We start from the raw sequence: 25,940 nt of genomic DNA, 5'->3' as shown, positions 1-25,940 counted from the left end.
CCGAAAAGGCACTTGATTAAATTGTGACTATAAAGTCAAGATTTATGTTATATAGCTCATCAAATTTTAATAAAACGAATAAAGGAAATGATGGATTTATCGAAAGCCGTACAGTTGGCTATTGTTTTTAGTGGTGTCTTTTTATGGATAGGAATGTTAACCGGGGTATGGAAATATTGGCAAATTCGCCGTTCTGAATTAAGCCGTGCACATTATTATGTAGATATTGCACATAGAAGCAGTTTGCTTTATGCAGCAGCTACGCTCATTCTAGCTGTATTGAGCTATTTCACGGTTTTAAATGAGGATATTGCTGTATGGTGTGTATTGGCAAATATACTGTTTTTTAGTTTCTCAATTTTAGTTTATATCATTCATGGGTTTTTACAGGATACGACCAATCAGTTTAAACAACCGCATAGGTTAGGGCAGGTTAATTTGCCGACATGGCTGATGACATTTATGATGATTGCTTTAATTATTACTGAGCTGCTGGCAACTGCTATTTTGGTAATGGGAACGATTTTTCTATTTTTAAATAAATAAAAAATGGATGATTGCTCATCCATTTTTGAATTCTTATTTCTGTTGACTAAGTCGTCTTTTAGCTAATTTTCGCATTTTGTGGTCGACAAAGGCCCATACACAAAATACAAAAGAAACAACCATGGCATACATAAAGTATTCGGGTTTCAGATTCCCTTTAATCATACCTTGAAACAGTAGAGTCAGCATAAGAGCAAGTGTTGTTACTCCATAAACAACTGAATCTTTACTGTTCAGAGTGTTAATGAAGACTTGTTTGTTGAAATGTAATGATAACATCTCCATCCCTCCTTGTGGTTGCGCTAAAACCGAATGTTTTAGTCAAGAATAAGTTTAATGTTGTACTTGTATTTTTAGCTTAATTCAATAGTCAATTGAAAAATTTTTGAACAGTTTTATGAAAACCTCTATATTTATAAATAGTTAAGGTATAAAAAAGGTAAATATTAAATATTTTTGTATAAAATACTTAATATTTTAGAAAAGAGAAATTTTTAGGTGAAAAGTGTAATAATTTCTCTTTTCTCTCAATTTACTTTAGTTGCTTTGTTTCTTTAAGAAGACATCAATTGCGTGTTGTGCAATTTCAGCATCTTCAAAAGATTGGACACCAGAAACACCAATTGCACCTAAAATCTGGCCTTCATAAATAATCGCTTTTCCGCCTTCTAGCATACCTTTAGCACTTGGTAGACTTAAGAAACCAAGACGGCCATTTTGAAGAAGTTCTTCGTAAAATTTTGACGGACGGCCACTCATTGATGAGCATTTAGCCTTTTCTAGGCATATATGTGTACTGAGAGGAGAGGCACCATCTAGGCGTTTCATAAGTAATAAAGAGCTTGTTTCATCAACAATAGCTATACTGACTTTGAAGTTGTGTTCGATTGCATATTTTTGAGCTTCTTCCATTAAAAACTCTGCATCTGCTAATGTTAAATAATATTTACTTTTCATTTATGCTCTTCTTTACTGAGTAAGCTAAAAATTATTTTAATGTAATATTACAGCAAAAATTAATTATATCTATAGTTGAATTGTCATTAAATACTAGTGTTGGAAATAAAATGCTGGTTGGGTAAACGCAGCATTTTATTCAATATATAAAATCATGTTTGGGTAAAACTCGATTTCAAAAAAACACCAGGTTAAATGCTTTTATGTTTAACTTTGTCGATAAGGGTAGTTACCACAAGAACAACTAAAGATGGGATCAACCATGCTAAATTCTGTTCATTTAATGGTAAATGTTGAAGGAACATAGGAAGATTATCTCCAAAACCCGCAACCTTAAGCCCATCGATAATTCCGAAAATTAAAGCAATACTTGTTACTGAACCAACAATAAAAGATGGTTTATGCCAAAATTTCCAGAAGAAACTGAGCATAATAACCACAATAGCTGGTGGATAAATTGCACTTAAAACCGGTACTGATACAGCAATGAGTTTGGTCAATCCAAGATTAGAAATAATGAAAGAGAAACCAACTAAGATAAATACTAAAAGCTTATAAGGTAACTTGGTGAGTTGAGCAAAATATTCACCACACGCACAAGTTAAACCAATTGCAGTTACCATACACGCTAAGAAAATAAGTCCAGTTAGGAATAATGAACCCATATTTCCAAAAGCATGTTGAACATAGGCATGCAGAATTACAGCACCATTTGCGGCATTTGGAGCAACTTCGTGACTACCTAAACCTAATTTAAATAAGCTTAAGTACACTAAAGTAAGACCAACACCTGAAATAAGGCTAGCAATAATTGCATATTTGGTGACTAGCTTTTTATCTGTAACACCACGCGAATAAATTGCTTGAATAATAACGATACCAAATACTAAAGCACCTAAAGTGTCCATAGTAAGATAACCATTTACGAAACCTTCCGAAACAGGAGAGTTAACGTAATGATTAATTGGAGCAGGAACGTAGCCCGCAGGAATCATAACCGCTGCAATACCTAAAATTGCTAAAGCGATAATTTTTAGAGGTGCTAGAACATGTCCAACTGTATCTAAAAGCTTGTTTGGATATAACGAAACTAAAGTAACAAATGTAAAATAGATTGCGCTATAAATTAAAAGACTACTGCTTGATGTTCCGAAATAAGAGGAAAAACCAATTTCATAAGAAACTGTTGCAGTTCGTGGTGTAGCAAATAAAGGACCAACTGATAAATAACATACTACTGTTAAAATCAGACTTGCGATACGGCCTAAAGGTGAACTAATGATTTCAATGGAACCCTGCATGCGAGAGAGTGCCATAATCGTAATTACGGGTAAGCCAACAGCAGTAATCAAAAAGCCTATGGCCGCTAACCATACATGATCACCAGCTTGCTGTGCGACAATGGGAGGAAAGATAATATTACCTGCCCCAATAAAGAGGGCAAAGGTCATAAAACCTAAGGCAATAATATCTCCAGTACGAAGTTGTTGCATAAATTAAATTTAACAAAAAAGAAAGAATTTTAGAGTAAAAGAGAGCATGATCAAGCGCTATTTTATGTGAAAAAGAGATTTTTCAAGTTTTCTAAATCAGTCAGAGATATGAAAAATATCAACTGGTTAAGTTATCTATTTGAAAAACCTTTGAAAGAAATAGAGAAAATAGTTTTTAACTCTGATTTTTTAAAAAAATTATGTAAAAATAAAAATATAAAATACTATTATGAATGTTGAATATTTGGACATTTAAAGCTTTCCGCCTATCATATATCCATTCTAAAATACTATAAATTAACTAACATTTTTGTAGGTGTGATCAAAACAGTGCCTACGAGGATAAAATTGAATGAGAGCTTCTACTGTTACAATTAAAACAGAACAAGATCTGGAAAAATTAAGAATTTCTGGGCATTTGGCTGCACAAGTTTTAGAAATGATAGGGAAGTACGTTAAGCCAGGCGTAACAACTGAGTATTTAGACAATATTTGCAATGATTACATCGTAAATACTTTAAAGGTCATACCAGCCAATGTTGGTTATCACGGTTTCACAAAAACAATATGTACTTCAGTCAATGAAGTAGTGTGTCATGGTATTCCATCTCCAAATAAAGTTTTAAAAGATGGCGATATTATTAATATTGATGTAGCGATTATTAAAGATGGTTACTTTGGCGATACGAGCCGTATGTACTACGTTGGAAACGTAAATCCACATGCGAAAAAGTTGGTTGAAACAACTTATGAGGCAATGGTTGCTGGTATTCATGCAGTTAAACCTGGCGCTACTTTAGGTGATATTGGTTACGCTATTCAATCGGTTGCTCATCGCGAGGGTTATAGCATTGTTCGAGAGTATTGTGGGCATGGCATTGGTAAAGTTTACCATGAGCAGCCTAATATTCTGCATTATGGACAACGTGGACAAGGTTTGGTTCTAAAGAAAGGTATGGTCTTTACAATTGAACCTATGGTGAATGCAGGCAAACCTCAAGTTAAAGAATTAAATGATGGTTGGACCGTCATTACTCAAGATCTTTCTTTATCTGCTCAATGGGAACATATGGTTGCAGTTACAGATACAGGTTTTGAGCTACTTACACCTTGGCCAGAAGGGGTAGGAAATTATCCAAAAATTTAATCGTTATAAAATAAAAAGTTCGATATATTATCGAACTTTTTTATGGAGCTTAATTTATTAATGCTCTGAGAGATGTTCCACAAGATAATCAATAAATACACGCACTGCTGGGAGTAATCCTCTACGAGATGGGTAAACAGCATGAAATATACCGTGAGCTGCTTTCCAGTCCGGTAAGATTTGTACAAGCTGACCCGATTTTACAAAATCTTCAGCTGCTGTTTCTGGCAATAAGGCAATACCACAATTCTGACTTGCAAGTTGGGCAAGCATATAAAGATTTGTTCCCATTACAGTGGGGCTAACTTTCACTTTTTTCAGTTGGCTATCTGGACCATGTAAAATAAATTGTTGATCTAAATGCTCTTCGGACAAGCTTAAAATACGATGATCGCTTAACTCATCAGGTGACTTAATATTACCAAACTCATTTAAGTAAGCTTGGCTTGCGAATAAACTTTGTTCTATGAGCGCAAACTGTCTAAGTACTAAGCTAGGGTCATCATCTAATTTAGATCTGACACGTAGAGCTACATCAATACCTTCATTAATCACATCAACGCGACGGTTGCTTACAATAAGTTGTAAACGAATTTCGGGATATTTTTTTAAGAATGCCGGTAAAATTTTAGGTAGCTGGTTTTGGGCAATGTCTACAGGAACGCTTACTTTGACTACGCCTCTTGGTTGAATACTTAAGTGATCAACTAAATCATGGGCTGCTTGAGCAGCATTCATCATAACTTGTGCGTGTCTATAGATATCCATCCCGATATCGGTAACAGCAAAATGACGAGAACTGCGCTGAATTAAGCGAACCCCTAAATTTTCCTCTAAATTATAAACACGACGACTTAATTTTGATTTTGGAATGTCCGTAACACGTTCGGCAGCACTAAATCCACCATGCTCAACAACAAGGGCAAAACAATAAAAATCATCAAGATCTGTGAGCATTAAAATATCCTATTTATGCAACACTAAAGATTTTACATTATTAGTTTTGCAACGATAAAGTTTGATTTTAATTTTTTGTAAAAAGCCGATAAATACAAGAGAGTAAAGGGAATTAAATAATTTGAAATTATAATGTCATTACATTGAAATGTTTTTGTAATTTATTTTATGAAGCTTAAAACAAATATAGCGTTTACATATTATTTTTCATAAAATAGATTTTTCTCGGTTTTTTAAAAGTATGTCTTACCAGTTAGTTGAATTAGAAAATGCATCGGCCAATATCCTTTGCCCAATCTGTAAGCTTTCAGTTATTGATTGGACACAAGAGCAGTACGTCCAACCTTGTGAACATACATTGTTTATTGCAATGGATTTAGGCTTTGAATTTGTAGCTGATCGTTTTGAAGAAGTTATGAATCAAAACGTAGATGAGTTGCATGAAGATCCGAACATGAATATTTTTGAAGCGATAACTACCACACCGTATAAAAATTTAACTATTTTAAAAGCAGATCTTGGTGTTGATGGACTATTTCGTTATATCGGTATAAGTGATTGTTAAATTTATAAGTATAAAAAAGCCAATCTTTCGATTGGCTTTTTTATTATTAAGCTTCTGGAGCTGCGCTGTATTGTTCGATTAATGGTTTTAATTCGCCATTTTGGAACATTTCAAGCATGATATCGCTACCACCAATAAGCTCGCCGTTTACCCATAATTGTGGGAAAGTAGGCCAGTTTGCAATTTTTGGTAAAGTTGCACGAATATCAGGGTTTTCTAAGATGTTCACATATGCAAATGGACGACCAATTTGACTGAGCGCCTCTACTGCACGTGCAGAGAAACCACATTGTGGAAACTGTGGAGTGCCTTTCATGTAAAGTAAAACGGGATGCTTCGCAATTTGATCGCGAATTAACGCTTCAGTATCACGTGCTTGTTCAGTCATAAATAGATCCTCAACTAATCTTGCAGCATTATAGGGGGTGTTCACATCGCTTTGCAAACCGCCTTGTTGCTTAAAGTTGCACAGAATATTCAATATTTTATTGTATAAACCGAAGCGATAGCAAAAAGCAGACGAAATTTTAGATAAATGAAGGATGAGACTTTTCATCAGTGCAAGTTTTTGTTTATATAAACCCTTCTTAAAACCTCATACAGAAAGAGTTCGTGATGACTGATATTACCCTGGCTCCAGTACAACCTGATCAACCAACACACTTAATGGCTACTTATGGTCGCCAAGCGATCAGTTTTGTCCGAGGCCGAGGGGCATATCTTTATACACAAGATGGTACAGAATATTTAGATGCACTTACTGGTATTGCTGTATGTGGACTAGGACATGCTCATCCAGCTATTGCAGAAGCTATTGCAGAACAAGCAGCTACTCTCGTGCATACGAGCAATTTATTTGAAATTCCATGGCAAACTGCGGCGGCGCAAAAGCTTGCTGAGGTTTCAGGTATGGAAGAAATTTTCTTTTCAAACAGTGGTGCTGAGTCAAACGAAGGAGCGATTAAAATTGCTCGTAAATTTGGTACTCAACAAGGTATAAGCTTGCCAAAGATTATTGTTGCTGAACAATCATTTCATGGTCGTACTTTGGCGACACTTTCTGCAACTGGTAACAAGAAAGTACAAGACGGTTTTGCACCTTTGGTGGAAGGCTTTATTCGAGTCCCATTTGGTGACATTGAAGCCATTCAAGAGGCAGCCTTACAGCATCCAGATATCGTTGCTATTTTAATTGAACCAATCCAAGGTGAAGGTGGTATTAATACTGCACCTCAAGGATTTAGCTATTTAGAAGAAGTTCGCCAAATTTGTAATCAGCATAACTGGTTGATGATGCTAGATGAAATCCAAACTGGTAATGGTCGTACCGGTAAATACTTTGCGTATCAACATACAAATATTATTCCGGATGTTTTAACTACAGCAAAAGGATTGGGTAATGGTTTCCCTGTAGGTGCTGTAATGACTCAAGGTAAGGCTGTAGGTTTGTTAGGGCCAGGCAGTCATGGTTCTACTTATGGCGGTACAGTATTGGGTTCTCGTGTGGTTTATACGGTAATTGACACAATCCAGAAGGAAAATGCGGTAGAGAATGCAGCAGTAGTAGGTAATTATATTGTTGATCAATTACGTGCCCAATTGTCGGATAAGAATGTGCAAGTACGTGGTTTCGGTATGATGATCGGTATTCAACTACCTAAAGATTGTGCTGAACTTGTTGCGATTGCTCGTGATGAATACAAACTTATTATTAACGTTACGGCAGGTTCGGTGGTTCGTTTATTACCTCCAATTAACATGACACAGGCTCAAGCTGATATTTTGCTAGAGCGTTTAGTTGCTTTAATTACGAATTATCTTTAATTTTTAAAGACAATAAAAATGGGCGTTAATCGCCCATTTTTATTTTTGTATTTAGCCTGAAATATATTGCTTTAATTGTTCAATTAAAACTTTCTGATCTTCCATGGCTGCTTTAACTAAGTCACCAATTGAAATAAAACCAACTAATTTTTCATTATCTAATACAGGTAAGTGTCGTAAATGACGATCAGTCATGAGTTGTAAACATTCTTCAACTGTATTGTTTAAACCTACGGTAATTACTTTTGCCGTCATAATTTCAGCAACTGTGGTGCTATAAGACGAACGCTCCATAAGCGTTACTTTTCGTGTGTAATCGCGTTCAGATAATATTCCAACAACTTTTTCACCTTCTGCTACGACTAAAGCACCAATACCTTTTTCCGCCATAATCGTAATTGCTTCGAGGACAGTCGCTTCGGGTGAAATTGTAAAAATGGCTTGTTCAGATTTGTTCTTAATTACTTGTGCAACGATAGTCATTTCTTCTGTCCTGTTGTTTTATCATTTTGATTTAAATTAGCTCGATTTTTGAAAAAAGCAAAGACTTACGAGTCATTCAAATATTAGTTTTACGCTTAAACGCTCAAAAAGCACTCTAAGTTTGGTAGCTTAAAAACTTTAAGCTACCTGCCATTTTGGATGATTAAAAAAGAAATGATGCATTTGTTGAGTAGATAACTTCAACTTACGATGAGATGAGTTAAATAATGCAGGGGTAACTTTTAACCGTGTTAAAGTAGGTAATAAAGATTCATGAAAGTCTTTTGGGGTAATTTTTCTTGGCTTGTAATTAGGCCAATGAGTTTTGGCATATCGATGTGCTTGCACTCCATTTAACCAAAAAGGAAAAATAAAATCTTCCTGATCTGATTTAATGGCCCAGCCTTCATCAAATAGTCCCCAAAGAACTCCACAATACATCATGGTTCTTAAAATATAAATCTTGATCATCAAGTCTTTAGAAACCGGTTGTAGATTACTTAAACTGTTCATTTTAAATTTAAAGGTTTTCAACTTGTCTTGCTTATTATAAGAAAACCACATGACATTTCAGTTTAAACAGGTGTCAAATCGTAAACAAATATTGATGACTTGAAATATCTATATAAATCAATACTAAAAAATAATGCTGTGTTATGACTAAGAATAGTGAAGTAGGGTTGCAGAAAAAATTAATAACTTTAGTTTTTTCAGATATAAAAAAACGCCACCTGAGCAAGACAAAGCGACTTAAGCTTTGGCGAAGCGCAAGATGAACATAGTTATGGTTAATTTATATTGAACTTTTTACAGGTATAAAAAAACGCCACCTAAGTGACGTCTCTTTATGCTTGCATGGTGGCTAGTTTCTGCCAATATTGTGCTTTCATGGAATCACGTTCTACACGGAAACCTTGATAATATAGCTCTGCTAAGAATAGGGCAGCTTTGCCGTGACCAGCACGCGCAACTTCTTCTAACTGCGCAACAGCATCTTGGAAATTCATTTGAGAGTGAATTGTATTAACTGCAGTTGCGTATACATGTTCTAAATCATGATGAGAGATACGTTGAATCATATAAAACTCCTTATTTTAATTATGATTACTTTTTCTAAAGGCCACTGCCTTTGAACTAATGTAACTTAGAATTGTTAAACTAATATTACAAATTAATGGATTTGTCAACTATTGTTCAGCATTAGTTGGTTCACTATTAGGATACATGATTAAACATTATTCACAAATAATTTTGAGTAAAATCAATATGAGAATAAAAGACAAGGAGAATAACTATGACAAATACTATCGATGGCTTTGTTTTTGATACTCCTCCTAAAGAGGAGCAAATCATAGAGCTTGCTCATTACCATCGTAAATTATTAGACGAAGCAATTTTCCATCAAGAAATACATTTAGGTGATTATTGTTTGGCGCAACGTAAACGGGTTTTTGACTATGCTCGCCAATTGGATCCTAATCAAAAAGCTTGGTTCTATCAGGTTTATGATGGTGAACTTAGAAAAATTGCAGATGAAGATGAATTGCATCCAGCTGATGCTGAAGAAGGATTAAGTATTTTTGCTATGTTACTGGTGCTAGTAATTATTGCAGCAATCTTATACTTCTCTGTAATACGTTCTTTAATAAGCTAAAGTTTATCATCCAGTAAGGCTAAAGAATATTAGTCTTACTGGATTTTGACCTTGTGCTGAAGTGCATTGAACCCTACACTACATCAATTAGAGGTAGGTCATGCTCACATTCAAAGAAAATTTTCTTAAATTAAAGTCTGAGTTAAAGGCAGACCAATGTTTTAATCTGGTTGTGATTATTATCATTGGCTGTATTTTTATGCTGTCTTATTTAGCATTGCTTCGTCCTGTGAACTCGGAACAGTATCAACGAATTGTACAACTTTCTCGACAGGCTACATATCCTAGAACTCAAGATATGGCAGAGTTGATAATGAATCAATCAAAAATTCATAGGGCAGAGTATCTAAAGTTAATGTACGCTTATCAGTTTGAACATGATCACATCAAGGAATATCCTGCGTTAGCACAAGAAGATACTCAATAAGCATGGTCTTTATTTTAGAAAGGTTTTGCTCGCTATTGGAGCAGGCAAAAACTTGAATTTATGCTAAACTTTCTATTTTTTAACACGCTGCTTTTCAAGGAATCGGCATGCAACAACAATCGAATATGCAAAATAAATTCTTGATAGATGCTGAGATCGGGGATGACGATGTCACATTGCCTAATTTACCTGCTATCGATGTTCCTATCGTTGAGTCACCTGTTAAGCAAGAAGTAAAAGCACCAGAAGTTGTCGAGACAGCACCTTCAACTGAACCAGAGCAACCAAAATCAGGTTTCTTTGGGCGAATGAAAGAAGGTTTAAGCAAAACTCGCCGTAATTTCACCGATGGTATGGTAAATATCTTAATTGGTGGTAAAGAAATTGATGATGAGCTGCTTGAAGAAGTTGAAGAGCAATTATTAGTTGCAGATATTGGTGTAGATGCAACAAAAACGATTATTACCAACTTGACTGAACGTACTGCACGTGGCGATTTGATTTATTCACATTCGCTTTATAAAGCATTACAAGAAGAGTTGGTTGCTTTACTGGCTCCACGTGTGAAGCCTTTGCATATTGACCCTAATAAATCACCTTATGTGATTTTAATGGTGGGCGTGAATGGTGTTGGAAAAACAACCACTATTGGTAAACTGGCTAAGCGTTTACAAGGCGAAGGCAAGAAAGTTATGTTAGCAGCAGGTGACACATTCCGTGCAGCTGCTACTGAACAATTGCAAATTTGGGGTGAGCGTAACGACATTGCTGTTGTCGCTCAAGGCCATGGTGCAGATAGTGCTTCGGTTATCTTCGATGCTTTTGAAAGTGCGCGTGCTAAAGGTATTGATGTGTTAATTGCAGATACCGCAGGTCGTTTACATAACAAAAGTAACTTAATGGAAGAGCTTAAGAAAGTTAAGCGTGTTATGCAAAAAATTGATGCTACGGCACCTCATGAAATTATGTTAGTAGTAGATGCAGGTACGGGGCAAAATGCAATTAACCAAGTACAAGAATTTGATCAAGCAGTAGGTTTAACTGGTATTACTATTACTAAGTTGGACGGCACTGCAAAAGGTGGTGTACTGTTTAATATTGCTAGTCGTACTCATGTACCAATTCGTTTTATTGGTGTGGGTGAAAAAATTGATGATTTAAGACCGTTCTCGGCAAAATCATTTGTAGCGGCATTATTTGAAACAGAAAAGTAATTTACAGCTAAACTCTAAAAAACCTCATGAAATAGTGAGGTTTTTTTATATCCATATCTTTTTTTATTGTTGCGAAAATAAAACGAACTGTCATATTTTTAATGCTGATTATAAGAAATGAGTTTCATAGACTATATTCATTCCCAAACAACGGCCAATGGTCAAACAAATAGGTAGGAAATAAAAATGTCTACTTTCTTAGATAAAATTAAAAACCGTCGTACTATTTATGCAATTGGTAAAAATGTTGCATTAGATCGCACAAAAATTGAAGAAACAATTCGTGAAGCCGTTAAACATAGTCCTTCATCGTTTAATTCGCAATCTTCACGTGTAGTTACTCTATATGGTGAATCACATACTAAATTTTGGAATTTGGTTCGTGAGGCATTACGTAAAATTGTTCCTGCAGATGCTTTTGCTGGTACTAATGCAAAAATTGATAGTTTCGTTGCCGGTGTTGGTACAGTACTATTTTACGAAGATCAAGCTGTTATTAAAAACTTGCAAGAGCAATTTGAACTATATGCAGACAACTTTCCAGTTTGGTCTGAACATTCAACCGCAATTGCACAATTTGCAACTTGGACTGCGCTTTCAGAACTTGGTTTAGGTGCTTCTTTACAACACTATAACCCAATTGTTGATGCTGACGCTGCTGAAGCATTTGATATCCCATCAACTTGGAAATTACGTGCTCAATTAGTATTTGGTTCTGTTGAAGCACCAGCTGGTGAGAAAGCATTTATTAACGATGAAGATCGTTTCAAAACATTTAACTAATTTTAGTTAATCAAAAGAGTACCTCAATGGTACTCTTTTTTTGTGTTCAAAATTAACATGAAAAATAGTTATTTATTATAATTCAATAGTATATTTTAAAAGTTTTAAGTGTAGCTATGCTAAAACAGATAGTGTCATAAAATCGTCATAATCATATTGCATATTGCTCATGTTTTTACAAACTATTAAATATTATAGAGACGTGAACAAATGACTTTAAGATTAAGTGTTGCTGCAATTGGTTTATTACTAAGCGGTTCGGTATTTTCAGCAGTTACAATTACGGCACCTGAGGAAATTGTAATCCTTGCGGTGAACGGTCAAGAAGTCAATTCAGGATTATTCCGTTCCTCTAAAAATAACTACAAAGTTGATGCGGGTGAAACAAACCTAAGTGTGCGTTATCAAGAATACTTTGAACATCTAAATGGTGAACACGATATTGTTAAGTCTGGTGTTGTTACAATTCAAACTCCAACTTTAAAAGATGGTCAAACTTATAAGCTTGCTATGGTGGGTGTACCAAAAAAATATGAGCAAGCAAAGAAATATGCTGAGCAACCAACAGTCGCTTTATATAACTCAAATAACGAACTGGTTGTTCAGCAAACTGGTGCAAACAACGAAGCAAAACCTTGGTTTGCAACGGGTTTGTTGGGTAAGGTGGCTGACTTTACGACAAAACCTTCTAAACCACAGCCTGAACCTGTTTATGCTGCTGCCAAGCCATCTACTTCTCAAGTTACAACATCTATTGCCGCAACAGTACCTTCGGCAGGTGTTGCACAAACAAATGATCAGCGTCTAGTCGAGCTTTGGCAAAAATCTTCTAAGGCTGAGCGTCAAAAATTTATGGCGTGGTTAGCTGAACAATCAAATTAAGCAATTGCTATTCAAGATAAAGCCGATTTAATATCGGCTTTATTTTTTAAATATTTAAAATAGCCTAAGCATATTTATGATGAATTTAAATTTCCGTTTAGCTGAACTAAGTGACATTCCATCACTTTTAGACTTGATTAATCATTCTTATAGAACACAACAAGGTAGAAGCTGGACAACTGAAGTTGAATTCGTAAAAGGCCAACGTATTAGTCAAGAACAATTGACACAGCAATTAGAATTACCTAACTCAGTATTATTGGTTGCAGAAATAGATTCTTCACAAATTGTTGCATGTATTGGTCTGACATTTCAAAAAAATACGGTTGAGATAGGGACTTTCTGTACTGATCCTAATCTACAGAATATGAAGGTAGGTCGCTGTGTTTTGGAGTATGCTGAACAGTTCGCTTTGCGAAAAACACCAGAATTGGACAGTGCACTCATGTATGTTTTAAATGTACGTTCGGAGCTAATTGCTTATTATGAGAGACGTGGTTATGCAAAAACAGGTCATGTAGAACCATATCCGGCTGAAGCAGACGTTGGAATACCACTTATACCAATTAAACTAATTGAAATGAAAAAGGACCTCAAATGAGGTCCTTTTTTTAGGTTAAAAACCAGATGTAATAGCCTAGCAACATGAGAGGCCAAGCTACCCATGGGCTAAATAACCATTTCCATAACCAGAAGTGTGGTACAAAACCAACCCCGTAAATGAAGCCTCCAGAAATACCCACCATCACCAGCATAAGCTGGCTATGATTGTAGTGTCCGTTTGCATCTAACATGAGGGAAGGATGCACCAGTAAAATTACAGCAAGCGGCAATGCCAACAGAAATGAAATGGCCATTGCGAATGCTTGAGCTTTTCGTTGATTTGGTGCTGTCATTGCGTTTGCCATGATTTATTCCTCATCTAAATTTTGATGATGTTCGATATAAAGTGCACTGAGTACACCCGCAAAACATGCCATCAAAATTCCAAGAATCCATGCGAAATACCACATATGCTTCTCCTTATTAGTACAAGCTGTGCGAGTTTGACTCGATATGTTTGTTGGTAATCACGCCCCACATTTTGTAATACGACCAACTGGTGTAGAGCAAAATGATCGGAACGAATATGCATGCAGCAACAGTCATAACCCCTAAAGTACGATGGCTTGATACGGCATCCCACATTGTTAAGCTAGAGTTTGGATTGACACTTGATGGCAATAAAAATGGGAAGAGTGCAAACCCAGCAGTTAAGATCGCACCTACAATCATTAAGCTTGTGCCAGCAAAGCTTAAGCCTGCTTTTGCTTTTGATGCTGTAAAGAATGCAATAATTGCCCCTAAAATTGCGAGAACTGGAGCGATCTTGGTAATTGGATAATTAGTGTAATTGTTCATCCAACCTGGGTTGTTATTTGTGACTACCTGTTTAGCTAAAGGGTTAAGTGCAGCATTTGTATCAATTGCAGCAGCATAGCTATAACCAGGAACTTGACCGAAGTATAACCAAGCTCCAATAACAAGAAAGCAAACCAAGAATACTGCTGCCATAATTTGAGTGGCCTTAGCAGAACGCTGTTTTAAAGCGCCGTCTGTGCGAAGCATAAGCCAAGCACCGCCGTGCGCACACAACATAGATAAACTGACAACGCCGCAAACTAAAGCAAACGGGTTAAGAAGAGCAAAGAAGCTACCCGAATATTCAGAGCGCAATGTGCTATCTAAACTAAAAGGAATACCTAAGAATAAATTACCGAATGCTACACCGAAAACTAGAGCAGGCACCGCACCACCAATACAAAGGCCCCAGTCCCAAGAGTTGCGCCATTTTTTATTTTCGAGTTTAGAACGATAGTCAAAACCTACAGGGCGTAAGAACAGGGCAAATAGCACAAGTAATAAGGCCCAATACATTCCGGAGAATGCAACCGCGTAAACCATTGGCCACGCAGCAAATAACGCGCCACCTGCTGTAATAAACCAGACCTGATTACCATCCCAGTGTGGTGCTATGGTATTAATAGCAGCACGTCGTTCGTTATCAGTCTTGCCAACAAAAGGCATGAGTGCCATTGAGCCCATATCGAAGCCATCGGTTAAAGCAAACCCAATAAGCAAGACCCCAACTAACACCCACCATATGATTTTTAGGAGTTCGTATTCAATCATGATAAAGCCTCTCCATTAACAGCTGCTTTTTGCTCTTGTTTTTCAAAATGGTATTTACCAGTGTGAAGTGAGCTTGGTCCTAAGCGAGCAAATTTAATCATTAAGTACATTTCAATAATTAAAAGGACGGTATAAAACGCTGCTAACGCGAGGATGGAACCCCACACATCGCCTGTACTTAAACTTGAAGCTGATAAGTGTGTTGGTAAAATCTCACCAATAGACCATGGCTGACGGCCGCCCTCAGCTACATACCAACCAGTTTGTGCAGCAATCCATGGAAGTGGTAAGGCAAATAATGCATATTTAAGTAGCCAAGGTTTATTCTCAGCATTTCTTTTCGCAACAGCCCAAGTCGCTAAAATGAAAAGAAGCAACATTAAGAAACCAGATGCAACCATTGCACGGAACGAGAAGAATAACGCTGTAACATTTGGAACAGTGTCTTTCACAGCTGCTTGAATGTTTTGTTCGCTTGCATCTACAACATTTGGTGCATATTTTTTAAGAAGTAGGCCATAACCTAAATCTTTTTGATTTTTTTCAAATGAAGCTAACAACTCAGGTGAGCGATCACCAGCACGTAGTTTTTCAAGTTCAGCATAAGCAAGCATACCGTTACGAATACGAACTTCATGCTGTTGCATTAAGTCTTTTAAACCAGTGACTTCTTTAGTTGTTGAACGAGTTGCAATTAGACCTAATGCATATGGAATTTTAACTGCATAGTCTGTTCGCATTTCTTCATGGTTGGGTACACCAAATAACGTAAATGGGGCAGGAGCAGGGTGAGTATCCCATTCGGCTTCAATTGCAGCGAGTTTAGTTTTTTGCACATCACCTAGCTCATAACCAGATTCATCACCAAGCAAAATCACTGAAAGTGTAGAAGCGAGTCCGAAAATTGCGGCAATTGCAAATGAACGGCGGGCGAAAGGAAGATCACGTTTTTTGAGTAGATAGTAGCTTGAAATGGCAAGTACGAAAATCGCACCTGTTACATATCCGGCAGAAACAGTATGTACAAATTTAACCTGTGCAACTGGGTTGAAAATAAGTGCACCGAAATCGACAAGCTCCATACGCATGGTTTCGAAGTTAAATGCTGCACCTACCGGGTTTTGCATCCAGCCATTCGCAACTAAAATCCAGAGCGCTGACATATTAGAGCCAAGAGCAACTAACCAAGTTACACCTAAATGTTGTACTTTGCTCAGGCGATCCCATCCGAAAAAGAATAAACCAATAAATGTTGACTCAAGGAAGAATGCCATTAAGCCTTCAATTGCTAATGGTGCACCGAAAATATCACCTACATAATGTGAGTAATATGCCCAGTTTGTCCCGAATTGGAACTCCATGGTTAAGCCTGTAGTTACACCTAAGGCAAAGTTAATACCAAATAATTTTCCCCAAAACTTAGTCATATCTTTGTAAATTTCTTTACCAGATATCACATAAGTGGTTTCCATAATAGCCAGAATAAATGCAAGGCCTAGGGTCAAAGGTACGAAAAGAAAGTGATACATTGCGGTCATGGCAAATTGGAACCGCGAAAGATCAACCACGCTTTCAGAAATCATCAACGTGTCTCCTTAATGTGGGAAGTGTTATCGCCTGCAATATGCTCAGCGACTTGATTGTCGAAATTTTGGGGGATAGTGGGAGCGTCAAACCAAATATGTTTGATTGTTAAGAGAAGCACGACTTTAATTATTAGAATAATCGTAATTTCTCTAACTAATTTGGCATTAATATCTGGATTTTTAAGGCTCATAAAATAAACCTCGATACATATTAATTTCATTATTAATCAAAATATATTAAAAATAAACAATAAATATACTTTAAATAAAAACTTAATTATCTTTTTTATATAAAACAGTGTCTTATGTATTTAAATAATTTTAAATAAAATATCTTACTAAAATAGTTTGGATTGATTATTAAATCCAACTAAAACACTTGTAAATAAATATTTTAAGTTGATTAAAATGGTATGGTTAAATTTAATTCTGATTAAAATGGTTGGATATAATAAAGTTATTTTTATTTCTAACTAAAATAGTTGGATTAATTTTAATTAAAAAATAAAAAGATAGAAGGGAATAATAAAGTTATTAAACTGATAAAAGACAAAAATTATGGAAAATTAATCGGGTGCAAAAAGATCGTTTGATAAGGAGATTTTTTTGGCAACATAATGGCTCTTATGCACTTTAATAAGAATGACTTGTGAATATAATTCTAGCTCGCCATATTCTGGTTCAACTTGCACGTAGTGTAGTTGGCCGAACTCATCACGTACACGTGCTTGAGCTGAAAAACCGGGTCTGGCACTACCACTAGAGATAGTTGCTAGTCGCCCTAAAAGATTGTAATTGGTATGTGTATGCTTTGGTTTAATCACTTGATCAAGACAATGAATCATAAATACGGTAAAAAAGATTGCAATGACCAGTGCAGGGATGATTAAGTAAAAAGGGGTGATAAAGTAATGTTGTATAGCAAAGAAAGACAGCTGTAAGAAGTAACCAGCAAAACTGAAATTAATGAGTAAAAAAACAAAAATTAGAGCTTTAGAAAACTTAACATTAAGTATAGGTGAGTTAGTAAGCCAGTCTGGTGCAATTTTTTTTAGGAGTTGACTCGGCCGTAACCCGATATACATACCAATAGTTTCTACCACACTGAGCAATATCAAAGCCACAACACTTAAATGAAATGGCATAAGATAATAATTAAAAAAGAAATCAGCCATGGTAGAAACTCTAATGTTGATGATCTCAGTCTACGATATAAATACCGCCATCTGAATGTACTTTAATCTCAACTTTATTTAAAAAATCACCTAAACAAGGACCTGAAATACATTCGCCAGTTTCCACGTTAAATAAAGCACCGTGAGTAGAGCATTGAATATATTCTTTGTCTTGGTCTAGAAATTGATTTTCTAAATACTCAAGTTCGGTTTGCAAATGCGGGCATAAATTCTGATAGGCATAGAATGAGCCATCACGCTGTGTAATGAAAATAGTCGTTCCTTGTAAAGTGTCAAAAGCTCTAGCTTCACGCTCAGGAACTTCTTCCGTCATACAGATCCTTTCCATTTCAAGCACATTCCTTCTGAAAATTTTCGAGAAGTTTAGCATAGTCATTAATGGCTAAACGAGGACCAAATTGAGACACAACTTCACTAGAAATTAAGATAGCTAACTGCGCCGCAGCAGTTAAATCTTCATGATGATTTAATGCATAGAGGAAGGCACCAGCAAAAGCATCACCAGCGCCATTGGTATCTACAGCTTCTACGTGACGGCCAGGTACATGAAAATGTTGGGTTGAATTTGCAACTAAAGCACCTTTGGCACTTTGTGTAATCACAACAGTATGGTTTTTAAAACGCAACTGAGTGAGTGCATCCTCAATAGTAGAAGTATTGGTATACATTAAAGCTTCTTGTTCATTACAAAACAATAAATCTACACCATCATCCATAAGCTCTTCTAAGCCTTCACGTGCGTATTGAACCATTGCAGGGTCTGATAAAGATAACGCAATTTTAACGCCGTGAGCTTTAGCTATTTCTCGAGCTTGTTTTACCGCTTTACGTGCCGTTTCACTCGTAGAAAGGTAGCCTTCAATATAAAGCCATTTTGCTGTTTTTAATGGCTCAAAATCGATTTGGTCTTGAGAGAGTTCAGCTGTAATTCCTAAATAGGTATGCATGGTACGCTCAGAATCTGGACTAATAAGTACCATACAGGTGCCTGTTACACCTTCACTGATTGACTTTGGCGTAGTCTGGATGCCTGCATCATTTAGACCTTGCAGATAAATTGAACCCAAATCATCGTTGCCAACGCGGCAACCATAAAAAGCAGTTCCACCTAATGCACTAAAAGCTACAGTTGTATTTGCAGCAGAACCACCACTTGCTTGGCCTTTGTAGTCTTGAGTTTGCTTTAATTTTTCATAAAGGGCAGATTGTGTTTCACCGTCAGACAACTGCATGGTGCCTTTTTGTAAGCCTTGCTGACTAAGAAAATCATCAGACACTTTAAATTCTTGGTCGATTAATGCATTACCAATTGCAAAAAGATCTACAGTTGCCATATGTGTTGTCACAGAATAAAAAAATCAGACTGATAATTTTACACCATTGCTCACATTTGCTGTAGTTTATTGAATAAAATTCAGGTAATTCAGCAGTTAGTAGAGTTTTATTGTTTGCCTAAGCAATCGAAATATTCTTTTTAATAAATATTATCAATTAATAATGATTCTTGATAATATTTACAAATGTATAGTATTTCATTGAAACTTCGCCTGAAATTATTCATAGCGAACTTACATGAAACGTTCTATTTTATTTATTTCATCAGTTGGGGTTATAACAGGCCATGTATATGCAGCAGAGACAGACTCACAGGCTGTAACCAACCTTCCAACGATTTCAGTAAAAGCTGAGAAGGAAAACAGTTTAAAACAAGAGGTAGGACAAGCATCAAGTGCCACTAAAGGACTTATGCAATTAAAAGATGTTCCTCAAATTGTAAATGTTGTACCGAAACAAATTCTAAGAGAGCAGACAGTGACTTCTATGCAAGGTGCTTTGCAAAACGTTGCTGGTTTGAGCTTTAGTGTGGGGGATGGGCAACGTGATCAGGTCATGATTCGCGGTTTCTCTGCAATCACAGATAATTATGTAGATGGTATTCGCGATGATGCTTTGTATTTTCGTGATATGTCGAATGTTGAACGAGTTGAGGTACTAAAAGGACCTGCTTCTGTATTATATGGACGTGGTTCGGCGGGAGGTTTAGTCAATAAAATTAATAAAAAGCCAATGGATCAATCCTTGCGTGAAGTGAGCCTGATTGGCAGTACTACAGGGCAACGTCGTGCAGAAGTCGATGTAAATGAAAAAGTAGCCGAGAATGTTAAAGTTCGTTTAACTGGTGCAGTTGAAGACTCAGATGGTTATCGCGATCAGGCATTTTTAAAACGACAGGCGGTGGCTCCATCTGTACAGTGGGATATTACTGATAAAACCAAACTTTTACTTCAGGCCGACTACTTGCACGATGATCGTCTAGCTGATCAAGGTTTCCCGACAGATCCAATTACAGGTAAACCAGTTAAGACAAATCCTAAAACTTTTTATGGTGCATTAAACGGTAAAGAAGTTGGGGATGTCGATACTGAAATCTCAAGCCAGACTATCAGCTTAGATCATGAGTTTAATGATCAACTCAAATATCATGGTGCAGTTCGCCACTATAACTACTCATTAGATCGTCAATATATTGTTGATACACATCCTGCTGATAAGACAAAAATTACTTTGACTCAAAATAAACGCCTGCGTAATGAAGATGGTATATATGTTCAGCAAGAATTAAGTGGTTTATTTAATACAGGTTTCTTAAAGCACAATACCTTAATTGGTGCTGAATATAGCAAACAGCATAAAGATGAGATACTTTGGCAAGGTGCTAAGACAACCACTGATTTATATAATCCTAAATTAGACTACTGGGCACCTATTAATACCGGAACAACAGTTGCACGCAATAACAATAGTAATACCTTTGAAAACTATGGTGTGTATCTGCAAGATTTAATGACAGTAACAGATCAGCTTAAAGTTTTAGTTGGTTTACGTTATGACAATCTATCTCAAGATCGTGATGATAAAACGAGTACGAATTTAGACTTAAACCGTACTGACAATACTTATTCTCCACGAATTGGGGTGGTCTATCAGCCAGTAAATAATCTTTCACTTTATACTTCTTATAATCGTTCTTTCCAGCCTTTGGCTGATTCATTTGTTTTTTATCAAAACAGTGATGATTTAAAACCAACAAAAACTGAAAATTATGAGGTGGGTGCAAAGTGGGATGTGAATGATCAATTGAATGTGACATTGGCTTTATTTGAAATGAGCCAAACCAATATTCAAAACCAAGATCCAGCTAATCCAAATCAAGCACTATTGGCAGGCGAGCAAAAAACAAAAGGTATTGAACTTTCATTAACAGGTCAGTTGACTGATCAGTTGTCAGTGCTAGCTGGCTATTCTTATATGGATGGTAAGATTGAAAAGTCGACTGTTGGATTTACGGGTAATCACTCAGCGCTTACGCCAAACAACACAGCTAACCTGTGGTTAAAATATCAAATTAATGATCATTGGTATGCAGCTGTAGGTGGTCGTGGTGAATCATCACGCTTTAGTGCGCCAGATAACAAAAACGTTTTACCAGGGTATGCGGTTGTAAATGCAGCTTTAGGTTATCAAAGTGAACGTTATGATGTGAACTTAAATCTAAATAACTTGTTTGATCGCGATTATTTTGTTTCAGGCCATAGTGGAGCAAATGATTCAAATATGATGGGCGATCCTTTAAATGCTCAAGTTGCACTTCGCTATCGTTTTTAATTGAAAAAGTCTAAAAAGCTCATCATTTTGGTGAGCTTTTTTATTTGTCGTGTAGCATATAGATAGTATTAAAAGGTTTTGTTCTGGTAGGATACAACTAAGCTGGCTATGTGCTTGATATCAAAGCTATGCCCATGAAAACTAATACTCAACAAAAACATAGTATTTTACTTGGCTTTTGTTCGCCAATCTCAAGCCGACTCAGGCTATAATGAGACTTATTCACTTATCCGATATATTAGGAGATCACATGACTGTAGATGTCACTGAAACCATTTCTCAAACTGTTCACCCTGCGTTTCAGTTGCTACGTCAGCACCATGTTGAAGCATTAGATATTTTAGTGTCTGAATATAAGCATAAAGTCACAGGTGCGGTGCATTATCACTTGGCAACTGATTATGATGAAAATGTATTTCTTGTTGCGTTCAGAACACAACCAATGGACTCTAAAGGAACTGCACATATTTTAGAGCATACCGCTTTATGTGGTTCTGAAAAGTTTCCTGTTCGTGACCCATTCTTTTTAATGATTCGCCGTTCATTAAATACATTTATGAACGCGTTTACAGCAGCAGATTGGACAGCCTATCCATTTGCAACTCAAAATAAGAAAGATTTCCAAAACTTACTCTCTGTTTATCTTGATGCAGCTTTCTCGGCAAATTTGAATCCTCTTGATTTTGCTCAAGAAGGAATCCGTATTGAACTTGAAAACGGTCAGCCTGTATATAAAGGCGTAGTGTTCAATGAAATGAAAGGTGCGATGAGTGCGCCGTCTGACCAGCTTTATCATCAGTTGGCTCATCATCTATTCCCTGAAACTACATATCACTACAACTCAGGTGGTGATCCAAAAGACATTCCTGACTTAACCTATGAACAGTTAGTCGAATTTTATAAAACTCATTACCATCCAAGTAATGCGGTATTTATGACTTTCGGTAACCAAACGGCGTATGAGTTACAAGAGCAATTTGAAAAACTAGCTCTACATAAATTTACTGCGGGTACAACTTTATATTCAAAACCAGAAAAACGTTTAACAGCTCCTGTTGAAGTCACTGAAACCTATGCTGTTGATGGTGATGAGTTAAAAGACAAAACTTACCATGTGTTGTCTTGGTTGTTACCACAAGCGAGTGATATCAAACTGCGTCTAGGTATGCGTTTGGTCGAAGGTGTTTTACTAGAAAACTCTGCTTCACCACTACGTCATTATTTAGAAACTTGTGGTTATGCTCAGTCGACTGGTCCTTTAATGGGAGTAGACGACAGTAATTTTGAAATGACCTTCTATTGCGGCGTTCAAGGTTCAAATCCAGAGCATGCACAAAGCTTTAGAGATGGTGTCTTAAATGTTTTACGTGAAGTGGCTGCAAAACCAATTGACTCATCGTTAGTTGATGCAATTTTGCATCAAATCGAATTGCATCAACGTGAAATTAATGGTGATGGCACACCATATGGCTTAAGCCTGATCTTAAATGGTTTAAGTGGTGCTATTCACCATAACGACCCGATTCAAATTTGGGATGTTGACAGTGCTATTGCTCAGGTCAAAGAAGAACTTCAAGACCCAATGTGGTTATCTAATTTAATTCAAACACATTTGTTAGATAATCCGCACCGCGTACAAATGACTTTAGTACCTGATGCAACTAAGTCAGCGAAAGAGCAAGAAGCTGAAAAAGCACGTTTAGCTGCGATTGGTGAAAAGCTCACTGAAGAAGACAAAGCAGAGATCGTTGCTAAAACCAAAGCGTTACAAGAGCGTCAAGATACGCCAGATAATCTTGAGCTATTACCAAAAGTAGGCCTAGAAGACGTTCCAGCTGACTTGCATATTGTACAAGGTCAATTGCGCGAAATTATCTGTAATCGAATGGATACGCCGTTGAATTTGTATCATGCAGGAACGAATGGTATTTACTATCAACAAGTTCTCATTCAGATTCCTGATGATGTTGTTAAATCGCCATACTTTAATTTGCTCTCTATCTTAATGGGTGAAGTTGGTGCAGGTGAGTATGACTATCTTGAATTACAAAACTTACAAACAGCTGTAAGTGGTGGTTTAGGAATGGGCGCTTCATTACGCAGTAAAGTTGATGATAAAGACAAAATTAGCGCTTGGTTAACATTAACGACTAAATCTCTAACGCAGAAGTTTGATGCAATTCATCTATTAAAATTAGCATTTGAACAACTCCGCTTTGATGAAAAAGAGCGAATTATTGAGTTGTTGCAACAACGTAAGACACGCTGGCAGTCTCGTTTATCTGGTGCTGGTCATAGCTACGCGATGCAGATCGCTTCTCGTAATATGAGTGCATTGGCTCAACGTGACTATCAAAACACAGGTTTAGGTGCGTTGAACTGGTTAGGCGAGCTTGTTACTAACATTACTCAAGACGATGCTGCTTATGATGCCCTGATTGCTGAATTGAAGCATATCCATACCAAACTATTGCAAGCGCCTAAACAGTTCTTGCTTGTATGTGAAGAGCATCAGTCAGAGCGTTTAGTTGAAGAAATTCAAAACGTTTGGGATAAATTAAACGTTGATACAGCAGCGGCTGAGTTAACCCAAGTCGAGCAAGAAAATGATAATGAACATGAAGCTTGGTTAATTCAAACCAATGTTCAGTTCTGTGCTTCGGCATATCAAGCAGTTGAAGTGTCTCATCCGGATGCGGCACCTTTAATGGTGTTAGCAGCATACTTGCGTAATGGTTTCTTGCACAGCGCTATCCGTGAAAAAGGTGGTGCTTATGGTGGTGGTGCTAGCTATGATGGAAATGCATGTTCATTCCGTTTCTTTAGTTACCGTGATCCTCGTTTAGCTGACACGTTTAAAGACTTTGAAGCGAGTGTGCAATGGTTGTTAAATACAGAGCAACAACCTCATCAGCTTGAAGAAGCAATTCTTGGTTTGGTGGCGAGTATGGATAAACCTGGTTCACCAGCTGGTGAGGCAATTACAGCGTGTTATGCACTGTTACATGCAAGAACTCCAACTTTCCGTCGTACCTTACGTGAAAGATTATTGCATGTAACTTTAGATGATTTACAACGTGTTGCACGTCAATATTTAATTGAACAAACACCTGTAAAAGCTGTGGTTGCACCTTTTGCAAAACGTGATGAATTGCAACAACTGGGCTTTACGATTAAACAAGTTAATTAAAATAAAAATTGGAGATGAACATGGCGTTCAGACAATTTGAACGCACATCTTTACAGCTAAGTATGGGGACCCTGCTTAGCTGTTTATGTGCGTCGGTGGCATATGCTGACACCTTAGCCCCTGTAAAACCTGCGACCGTAGATGCATGTGTTGCCCTAGCTTCAAATGCTGATCGCCTAGCTTGTTATGACTCTGTATTTAAGCCCTCAGCTTTACCCGCTGTTCAAGCTGCCGCAGTACCAGAGCCTGTTAAAAAAATTGATAAACCTGCTGTTCAGCCTGAAACATTTAAAGAGAAGGTTGTAGATACGGTTAGTAATATTAAAGTAATAGGGAAAGCTCCGAAAATTGAACCTACTACTTCTTTATTAGATCAACGTTGGGAGTTATCTGAAAAAAGTAAACTTGGTGTTTGGAACATTCGTGCTTATCAGCCTGTCTATTTACTACCTGTATTTTGGACCAGCGATAAAAATGAATTTCCAACTAGCCCAAATCCCAATAATACAGTTAAAGAAGCTCAAGATTTGAAATCTACCGAAACTAAATTTCAAATTTCTTTGAAAACTAAAGCTTGGGAAAATATTTTTGGTAACAATGGTGATTTGTGGGTAGGTTATACCCAATCTTCACGTTGGCAGACCTTTAACTCTAAAGAATCTCGGCCTTTCCGTGAAACAAACTATGAGCCTGAAGCTAGCTTAATGTTTAGAACAAACTATGAGTTACTCGGTTTAGATGGTCGCTTGCTTGGTGTCACTTTAAATCACCAATCGAATGGTCGTTCAGATCCGTTATCTCGTAGTTGGAACCGTGTTATCTTTAATGTCGGCTTAGAGCGTGGCAATTTTGCTGTAATGCTTCGTCCTTGGATACGTATTAATGAAGCTGCCAAAGATGATAACAACCCCGATATTGAAGATTATATTGGACGAGGCGATTTGACCGCTTTTTATAAGTGGAAAGATAACGACTTCTCCCTAATGTTACGTCACTCTTTAAAAGGTGGAGATGACTCTCATGGAGCTGTTCAGTTTGACTGGGCATTCCCAATTAGTGGTAAGTTACGTGGTCACTTCCAGCTATTTAATGGATATGGTGAAAGCTTAATTGACTATAACCACCGTGCAACTTATGCAGGTTTGGGCGTTTCACTCATGAACTGGTACTAAGTTTGAACCCATAAAAATGCCGCTTT

29 protein-coding genes are annotated in these 25,940 nt (G+C 36.8%); 13 read left to right on the top strand and 16 right to left on the bottom strand.

What is annotated here, in order from left to right; all coding sequences use genetic code 11:
* Nucleotides 1–90 precede the first annotated feature (90 nt).
* Nucleotides 91–546 carry a hypothetical protein gene (locus HMPREF0014_RS12975; protein WP_004708460.1) on the top strand — a complete coding sequence of 152 codons (456 nt, stop codon included), beginning with the start codon at nucleotides 91–93 and terminating at the stop codon, nucleotides 544–546.
* Nucleotides 547–579: 33 nt separating this feature from the next.
* Here HMPREF0014_RS12975 and HMPREF0014_RS12970 read toward each other — a convergent pair whose 3' ends face one another.
* From HMPREF0014_RS12970 to brnQ, 3 genes are all read right to left on the bottom strand, one after another.
* On the bottom strand, nucleotides 580–825 hold the full coding sequence (locus HMPREF0014_RS12970) for a hypothetical protein (RefSeq protein WP_000949688.1): 246 nt from the start codon (nucleotides 823–825) through the stop codon (nucleotides 580–582).
* Nucleotides 826–1,083: 258 nt separating this feature from the next.
* Nucleotides 1,084–1,503, bottom strand: coding sequence for a heme-binding protein (locus HMPREF0014_RS12965; RefSeq protein ID WP_002050687.1), 420 nt, complete (start codon nucleotides 1,501–1,503; stop codon nucleotides 1,084–1,086).
* Nucleotides 1,504–1,694: 191 nt separating this feature from the next.
* Complete coding sequence (gene brnQ, locus HMPREF0014_RS12960) at nucleotides 1,695–2,996, bottom strand: branched-chain amino acid transport system II carrier protein (protein WP_004886924.1); 1,302 nt, start codon at nucleotides 2,994–2,996, stop codon at nucleotides 1,695–1,697.
* Between the two features lie 352 nt (nucleotides 2,997–3,348).
* Between brnQ and map the strand changes: the two genes are divergently transcribed.
* A complete protein-coding gene (map, locus tag HMPREF0014_RS12955; RefSeq protein WP_004886926.1) occupies nucleotides 3,349–4,143 on the top strand; it encodes a type I methionyl aminopeptidase in 795 nt (264 codons plus the stop codon).
* A 57-nt stretch (nucleotides 4,144–4,200) separates the two neighbouring features.
* On the opposite strand, the gene HMPREF0014_RS12950 is transcribed toward map, so the two are convergent.
* Complete coding sequence (locus tag HMPREF0014_RS12950) at nucleotides 4,201–5,100, bottom strand: LysR family transcriptional regulator (protein WP_002050716.1); 900 nt, start codon at nucleotides 5,098–5,100, stop codon at nucleotides 4,201–4,203.
* Nucleotides 5,101–5,341: 241 nt separating this feature from the next.
* On the opposite strand from HMPREF0014_RS12950, the gene HMPREF0014_RS12945 reads away from it, so the two are divergent.
* Nucleotides 5,342–5,665 carry a hypothetical protein gene (locus tag HMPREF0014_RS12945; RefSeq protein WP_002050660.1) on the top strand — a complete coding sequence of 108 codons (324 nt, stop codon included), beginning with the start codon at nucleotides 5,342–5,344 and terminating at the stop codon, nucleotides 5,663–5,665.
* A 46-nt stretch (nucleotides 5,666–5,711) separates the two neighbouring features.
* Here the strand turns inward: HMPREF0014_RS12945 and grxD are convergent, their stop codons facing one another.
* Nucleotides 5,712–6,053: a Grx4 family monothiol glutaredoxin gene (grxD, locus tag HMPREF0014_RS12940; protein ID WP_000138830.1), complete on the bottom strand. Its 342-nt coding sequence runs from the start codon at nucleotides 6,051–6,053 to the stop codon at nucleotides 5,712–5,714.
* Nucleotides 6,054–6,280: 227 nt separating this feature from the next.
* Here grxD and HMPREF0014_RS12935 point away from each other — a divergent pair, with 227 nt between their 5' ends.
* Nucleotides 6,281–7,489: an aspartate aminotransferase family protein gene (locus HMPREF0014_RS12935; protein ID WP_000129946.1), complete on the top strand. Its 1,209-nt coding sequence runs from the start codon at nucleotides 6,281–6,283 to the stop codon at nucleotides 7,487–7,489.
* A gap of 51 nt (nucleotides 7,490–7,540) precedes the next feature.
* Here HMPREF0014_RS12935 and HMPREF0014_RS12930 read toward each other — a convergent pair whose 3' ends face one another.
* The 3 genes from HMPREF0014_RS12930 to HMPREF0014_RS12920 all read right to left on the bottom strand — a co-directional run bounded on the left by HMPREF0014_RS12930 (nucleotide 7,541) and on the right by HMPREF0014_RS12920 (nucleotide 9,051).
* On the bottom strand, nucleotides 7,541–7,972 hold the full coding sequence (locus tag HMPREF0014_RS12930; protein WP_002050640.1) for a CBS domain-containing protein: 432 nt from the start codon (nucleotides 7,970–7,972) through the stop codon (nucleotides 7,541–7,543).
* A gap of 138 nt (nucleotides 7,973–8,110) precedes the next feature.
* Nucleotides 8,111–8,485, bottom strand: a complete 375-nt coding sequence (locus tag HMPREF0014_RS12925; protein WP_001087274.1) for a DUF2750 domain-containing protein — start codon at nucleotides 8,483–8,485, stop codon at nucleotides 8,111–8,113.
* Nucleotides 8,486–8,817: 332 nt separating this feature from the next.
* Nucleotides 8,818–9,051 carry a hypothetical protein gene (locus tag HMPREF0014_RS12920; protein ID WP_002050673.1) on the bottom strand — a complete coding sequence of 78 codons (234 nt, stop codon included), beginning with the start codon at nucleotides 9,049–9,051 and terminating at the stop codon, nucleotides 8,818–8,820.
* Nucleotides 9,052–9,266: 215 nt separating this feature from the next.
* On the opposite strand from HMPREF0014_RS12920, the gene HMPREF0014_RS12915 reads away from it, so the two are divergent.
* From HMPREF0014_RS12915 to HMPREF0014_RS12890, 6 genes are all read left to right on the top strand, one after another.
* Nucleotides 9,267–9,626 carry a hypothetical protein gene (locus tag HMPREF0014_RS12915; RefSeq protein ID WP_002050680.1) on the top strand — a complete coding sequence of 120 codons (360 nt, stop codon included), beginning with the start codon at nucleotides 9,267–9,269 and terminating at the stop codon, nucleotides 9,624–9,626.
* 100 nt (nucleotides 9,627–9,726) lie between these two features.
* Complete coding sequence (locus HMPREF0014_RS12910; protein WP_002050644.1) at nucleotides 9,727–10,053, top strand: hypothetical protein; 327 nt, start codon at nucleotides 9,727–9,729, stop codon at nucleotides 10,051–10,053.
* Nucleotides 10,054–10,160: 107 nt separating this feature from the next.
* Nucleotides 10,161–11,267 carry a signal recognition particle-docking protein FtsY gene (gene ftsY, locus HMPREF0014_RS12905; protein ID WP_002050665.1) on the top strand — a complete coding sequence of 369 codons (1,107 nt, stop codon included), beginning with the start codon at nucleotides 10,161–10,163 and terminating at the stop codon, nucleotides 11,265–11,267.
* 186 nt (nucleotides 11,268–11,453) lie between these two features.
* Nucleotides 11,454–12,050, top strand: coding sequence for a nitroreductase family protein (locus tag HMPREF0014_RS12900; protein ID WP_002050635.1), 597 nt, complete (start codon nucleotides 11,454–11,456; stop codon nucleotides 12,048–12,050).
* A 210-nt stretch (nucleotides 12,051–12,260) separates the two neighbouring features.
* On the top strand, nucleotides 12,261–12,932 hold the full coding sequence (locus HMPREF0014_RS12895; protein ID WP_004886932.1) for a DUF2057 domain-containing protein: 672 nt from the start codon (nucleotides 12,261–12,263) through the stop codon (nucleotides 12,930–12,932).
* Between the two features lie 76 nt (nucleotides 12,933–13,008).
* Entirely contained in the window at nucleotides 13,009–13,533 is a 525-nt protein-coding gene (locus HMPREF0014_RS12890) for a GNAT family N-acetyltransferase (RefSeq protein ID WP_004886934.1), read from the top strand.
* 10 nt (nucleotides 13,534–13,543) lie between these two features.
* On the opposite strand, the gene HMPREF0014_RS12885 is transcribed toward HMPREF0014_RS12890, so the two are convergent.
* From HMPREF0014_RS12885 to HMPREF0014_RS12850, 8 genes are all read right to left on the bottom strand, one after another.
* The gene (locus HMPREF0014_RS12885; RefSeq protein WP_079377014.1) at nucleotides 13,544–13,843 is read right to left on the bottom strand and encodes a cyd operon YbgE family protein; all 300 of its coding nucleotides are present in this window, start codon (nucleotides 13,841–13,843) and stop codon (nucleotides 13,544–13,546) included.
* A complete protein-coding gene (gene cydX, locus HMPREF0014_RS12880; RefSeq protein WP_000270276.1) occupies nucleotides 13,844–13,945 on the bottom strand; it encodes a cytochrome bd-I oxidase subunit CydX in 102 nt (33 codons plus the stop codon). It abuts the gene before it with no gap.
* A 13-nt stretch (nucleotides 13,946–13,958) separates the two neighbouring features.
* Nucleotides 13,959–15,104, bottom strand: coding sequence for a cytochrome d ubiquinol oxidase subunit II (gene cydB / locus HMPREF0014_RS12875; RefSeq protein ID WP_002050611.1), 1,146 nt, complete (start codon nucleotides 15,102–15,104; stop codon nucleotides 13,959–13,961).
* Nucleotides 15,101–16,687, bottom strand: coding sequence for a cytochrome ubiquinol oxidase subunit I (locus HMPREF0014_RS12870; protein ID WP_004886938.1), 1,587 nt, complete (start codon nucleotides 16,685–16,687; stop codon nucleotides 15,101–15,103). The genes cydB and HMPREF0014_RS12870 overlap by 4 nt, the downstream gene beginning before the upstream one ends.
* Nucleotides 16,687–16,881, bottom strand: a complete 195-nt coding sequence (gene cydP / locus HMPREF0014_RS12865; protein ID WP_004886939.1) for a cytochrome oxidase putative small subunit CydP — start codon at nucleotides 16,879–16,881, stop codon at nucleotides 16,687–16,689. The genes HMPREF0014_RS12870 and cydP overlap by 1 nt, the downstream gene beginning before the upstream one ends.
* Nucleotides 16,882–17,256: 375 nt before the next feature.
* On the bottom strand, nucleotides 17,257–17,865 hold the full coding sequence (locus HMPREF0014_RS12860; RefSeq protein WP_002050666.1) for an OB-fold-containig protein: 609 nt from the start codon (nucleotides 17,863–17,865) through the stop codon (nucleotides 17,257–17,259).
* Between the two features lie 25 nt (nucleotides 17,866–17,890).
* Nucleotides 17,891–18,199, bottom strand: a complete 309-nt coding sequence (locus HMPREF0014_RS12855) for a Rieske (2Fe-2S) protein (protein WP_002050689.1) — start codon at nucleotides 18,197–18,199, stop codon at nucleotides 17,891–17,893.
* 16 nt (nucleotides 18,200–18,215) lie between these two features.
* Nucleotides 18,216–19,220 carry an adenosine kinase gene (locus tag HMPREF0014_RS12850; RefSeq protein WP_004708489.1) on the bottom strand — a complete coding sequence of 335 codons (1,005 nt, stop codon included), beginning with the start codon at nucleotides 19,218–19,220 and terminating at the stop codon, nucleotides 18,216–18,218.
* A gap of 238 nt (nucleotides 19,221–19,458) precedes the next feature.
* On the opposite strand from HMPREF0014_RS12850, the gene HMPREF0014_RS12845 reads away from it, so the two are divergent.
* The 3 genes from HMPREF0014_RS12845 (at nucleotide 19,459) to HMPREF0014_RS12835 (ending at nucleotide 25,914) form a co-directional block, all read left to right on the top strand.
* Nucleotides 19,459–21,552, top strand: a complete 2,094-nt coding sequence (locus HMPREF0014_RS12845) for a TonB-dependent siderophore receptor (protein WP_006580888.1) — start codon at nucleotides 19,459–19,461, stop codon at nucleotides 21,550–21,552.
* A 250-nt stretch (nucleotides 21,553–21,802) separates the two neighbouring features.
* On the top strand, nucleotides 21,803–24,742 hold the full coding sequence (locus HMPREF0014_RS12840; RefSeq protein ID WP_004708492.1) for an insulinase family protein: 2,940 nt from the start codon (nucleotides 21,803–21,805) through the stop codon (nucleotides 24,740–24,742).
* A 20-nt stretch (nucleotides 24,743–24,762) separates the two neighbouring features.
* The gene (locus tag HMPREF0014_RS12835) at nucleotides 24,763–25,914 is read left to right on the top strand and encodes a phospholipase A (RefSeq protein WP_002050661.1); all 1,152 of its coding nucleotides are present in this window, start codon (nucleotides 24,763–24,765) and stop codon (nucleotides 25,912–25,914) included.
* Nucleotides 25,915–25,940 lie beyond the last annotated feature (26 nt).

It is taken from the genome of Acinetobacter sp. RUH 2624, from assembly GCF_000162375.2.
Lineage (GTDB): Bacteria > Pseudomonadota > Gammaproteobacteria > Pseudomonadales > Moraxellaceae > Acinetobacter > Acinetobacter nosocomialis.
The sequence above is the reverse complement of the archived record's forward strand: the minus strand, read 5'-3'. Positions and strand labels throughout refer to the sequence as shown.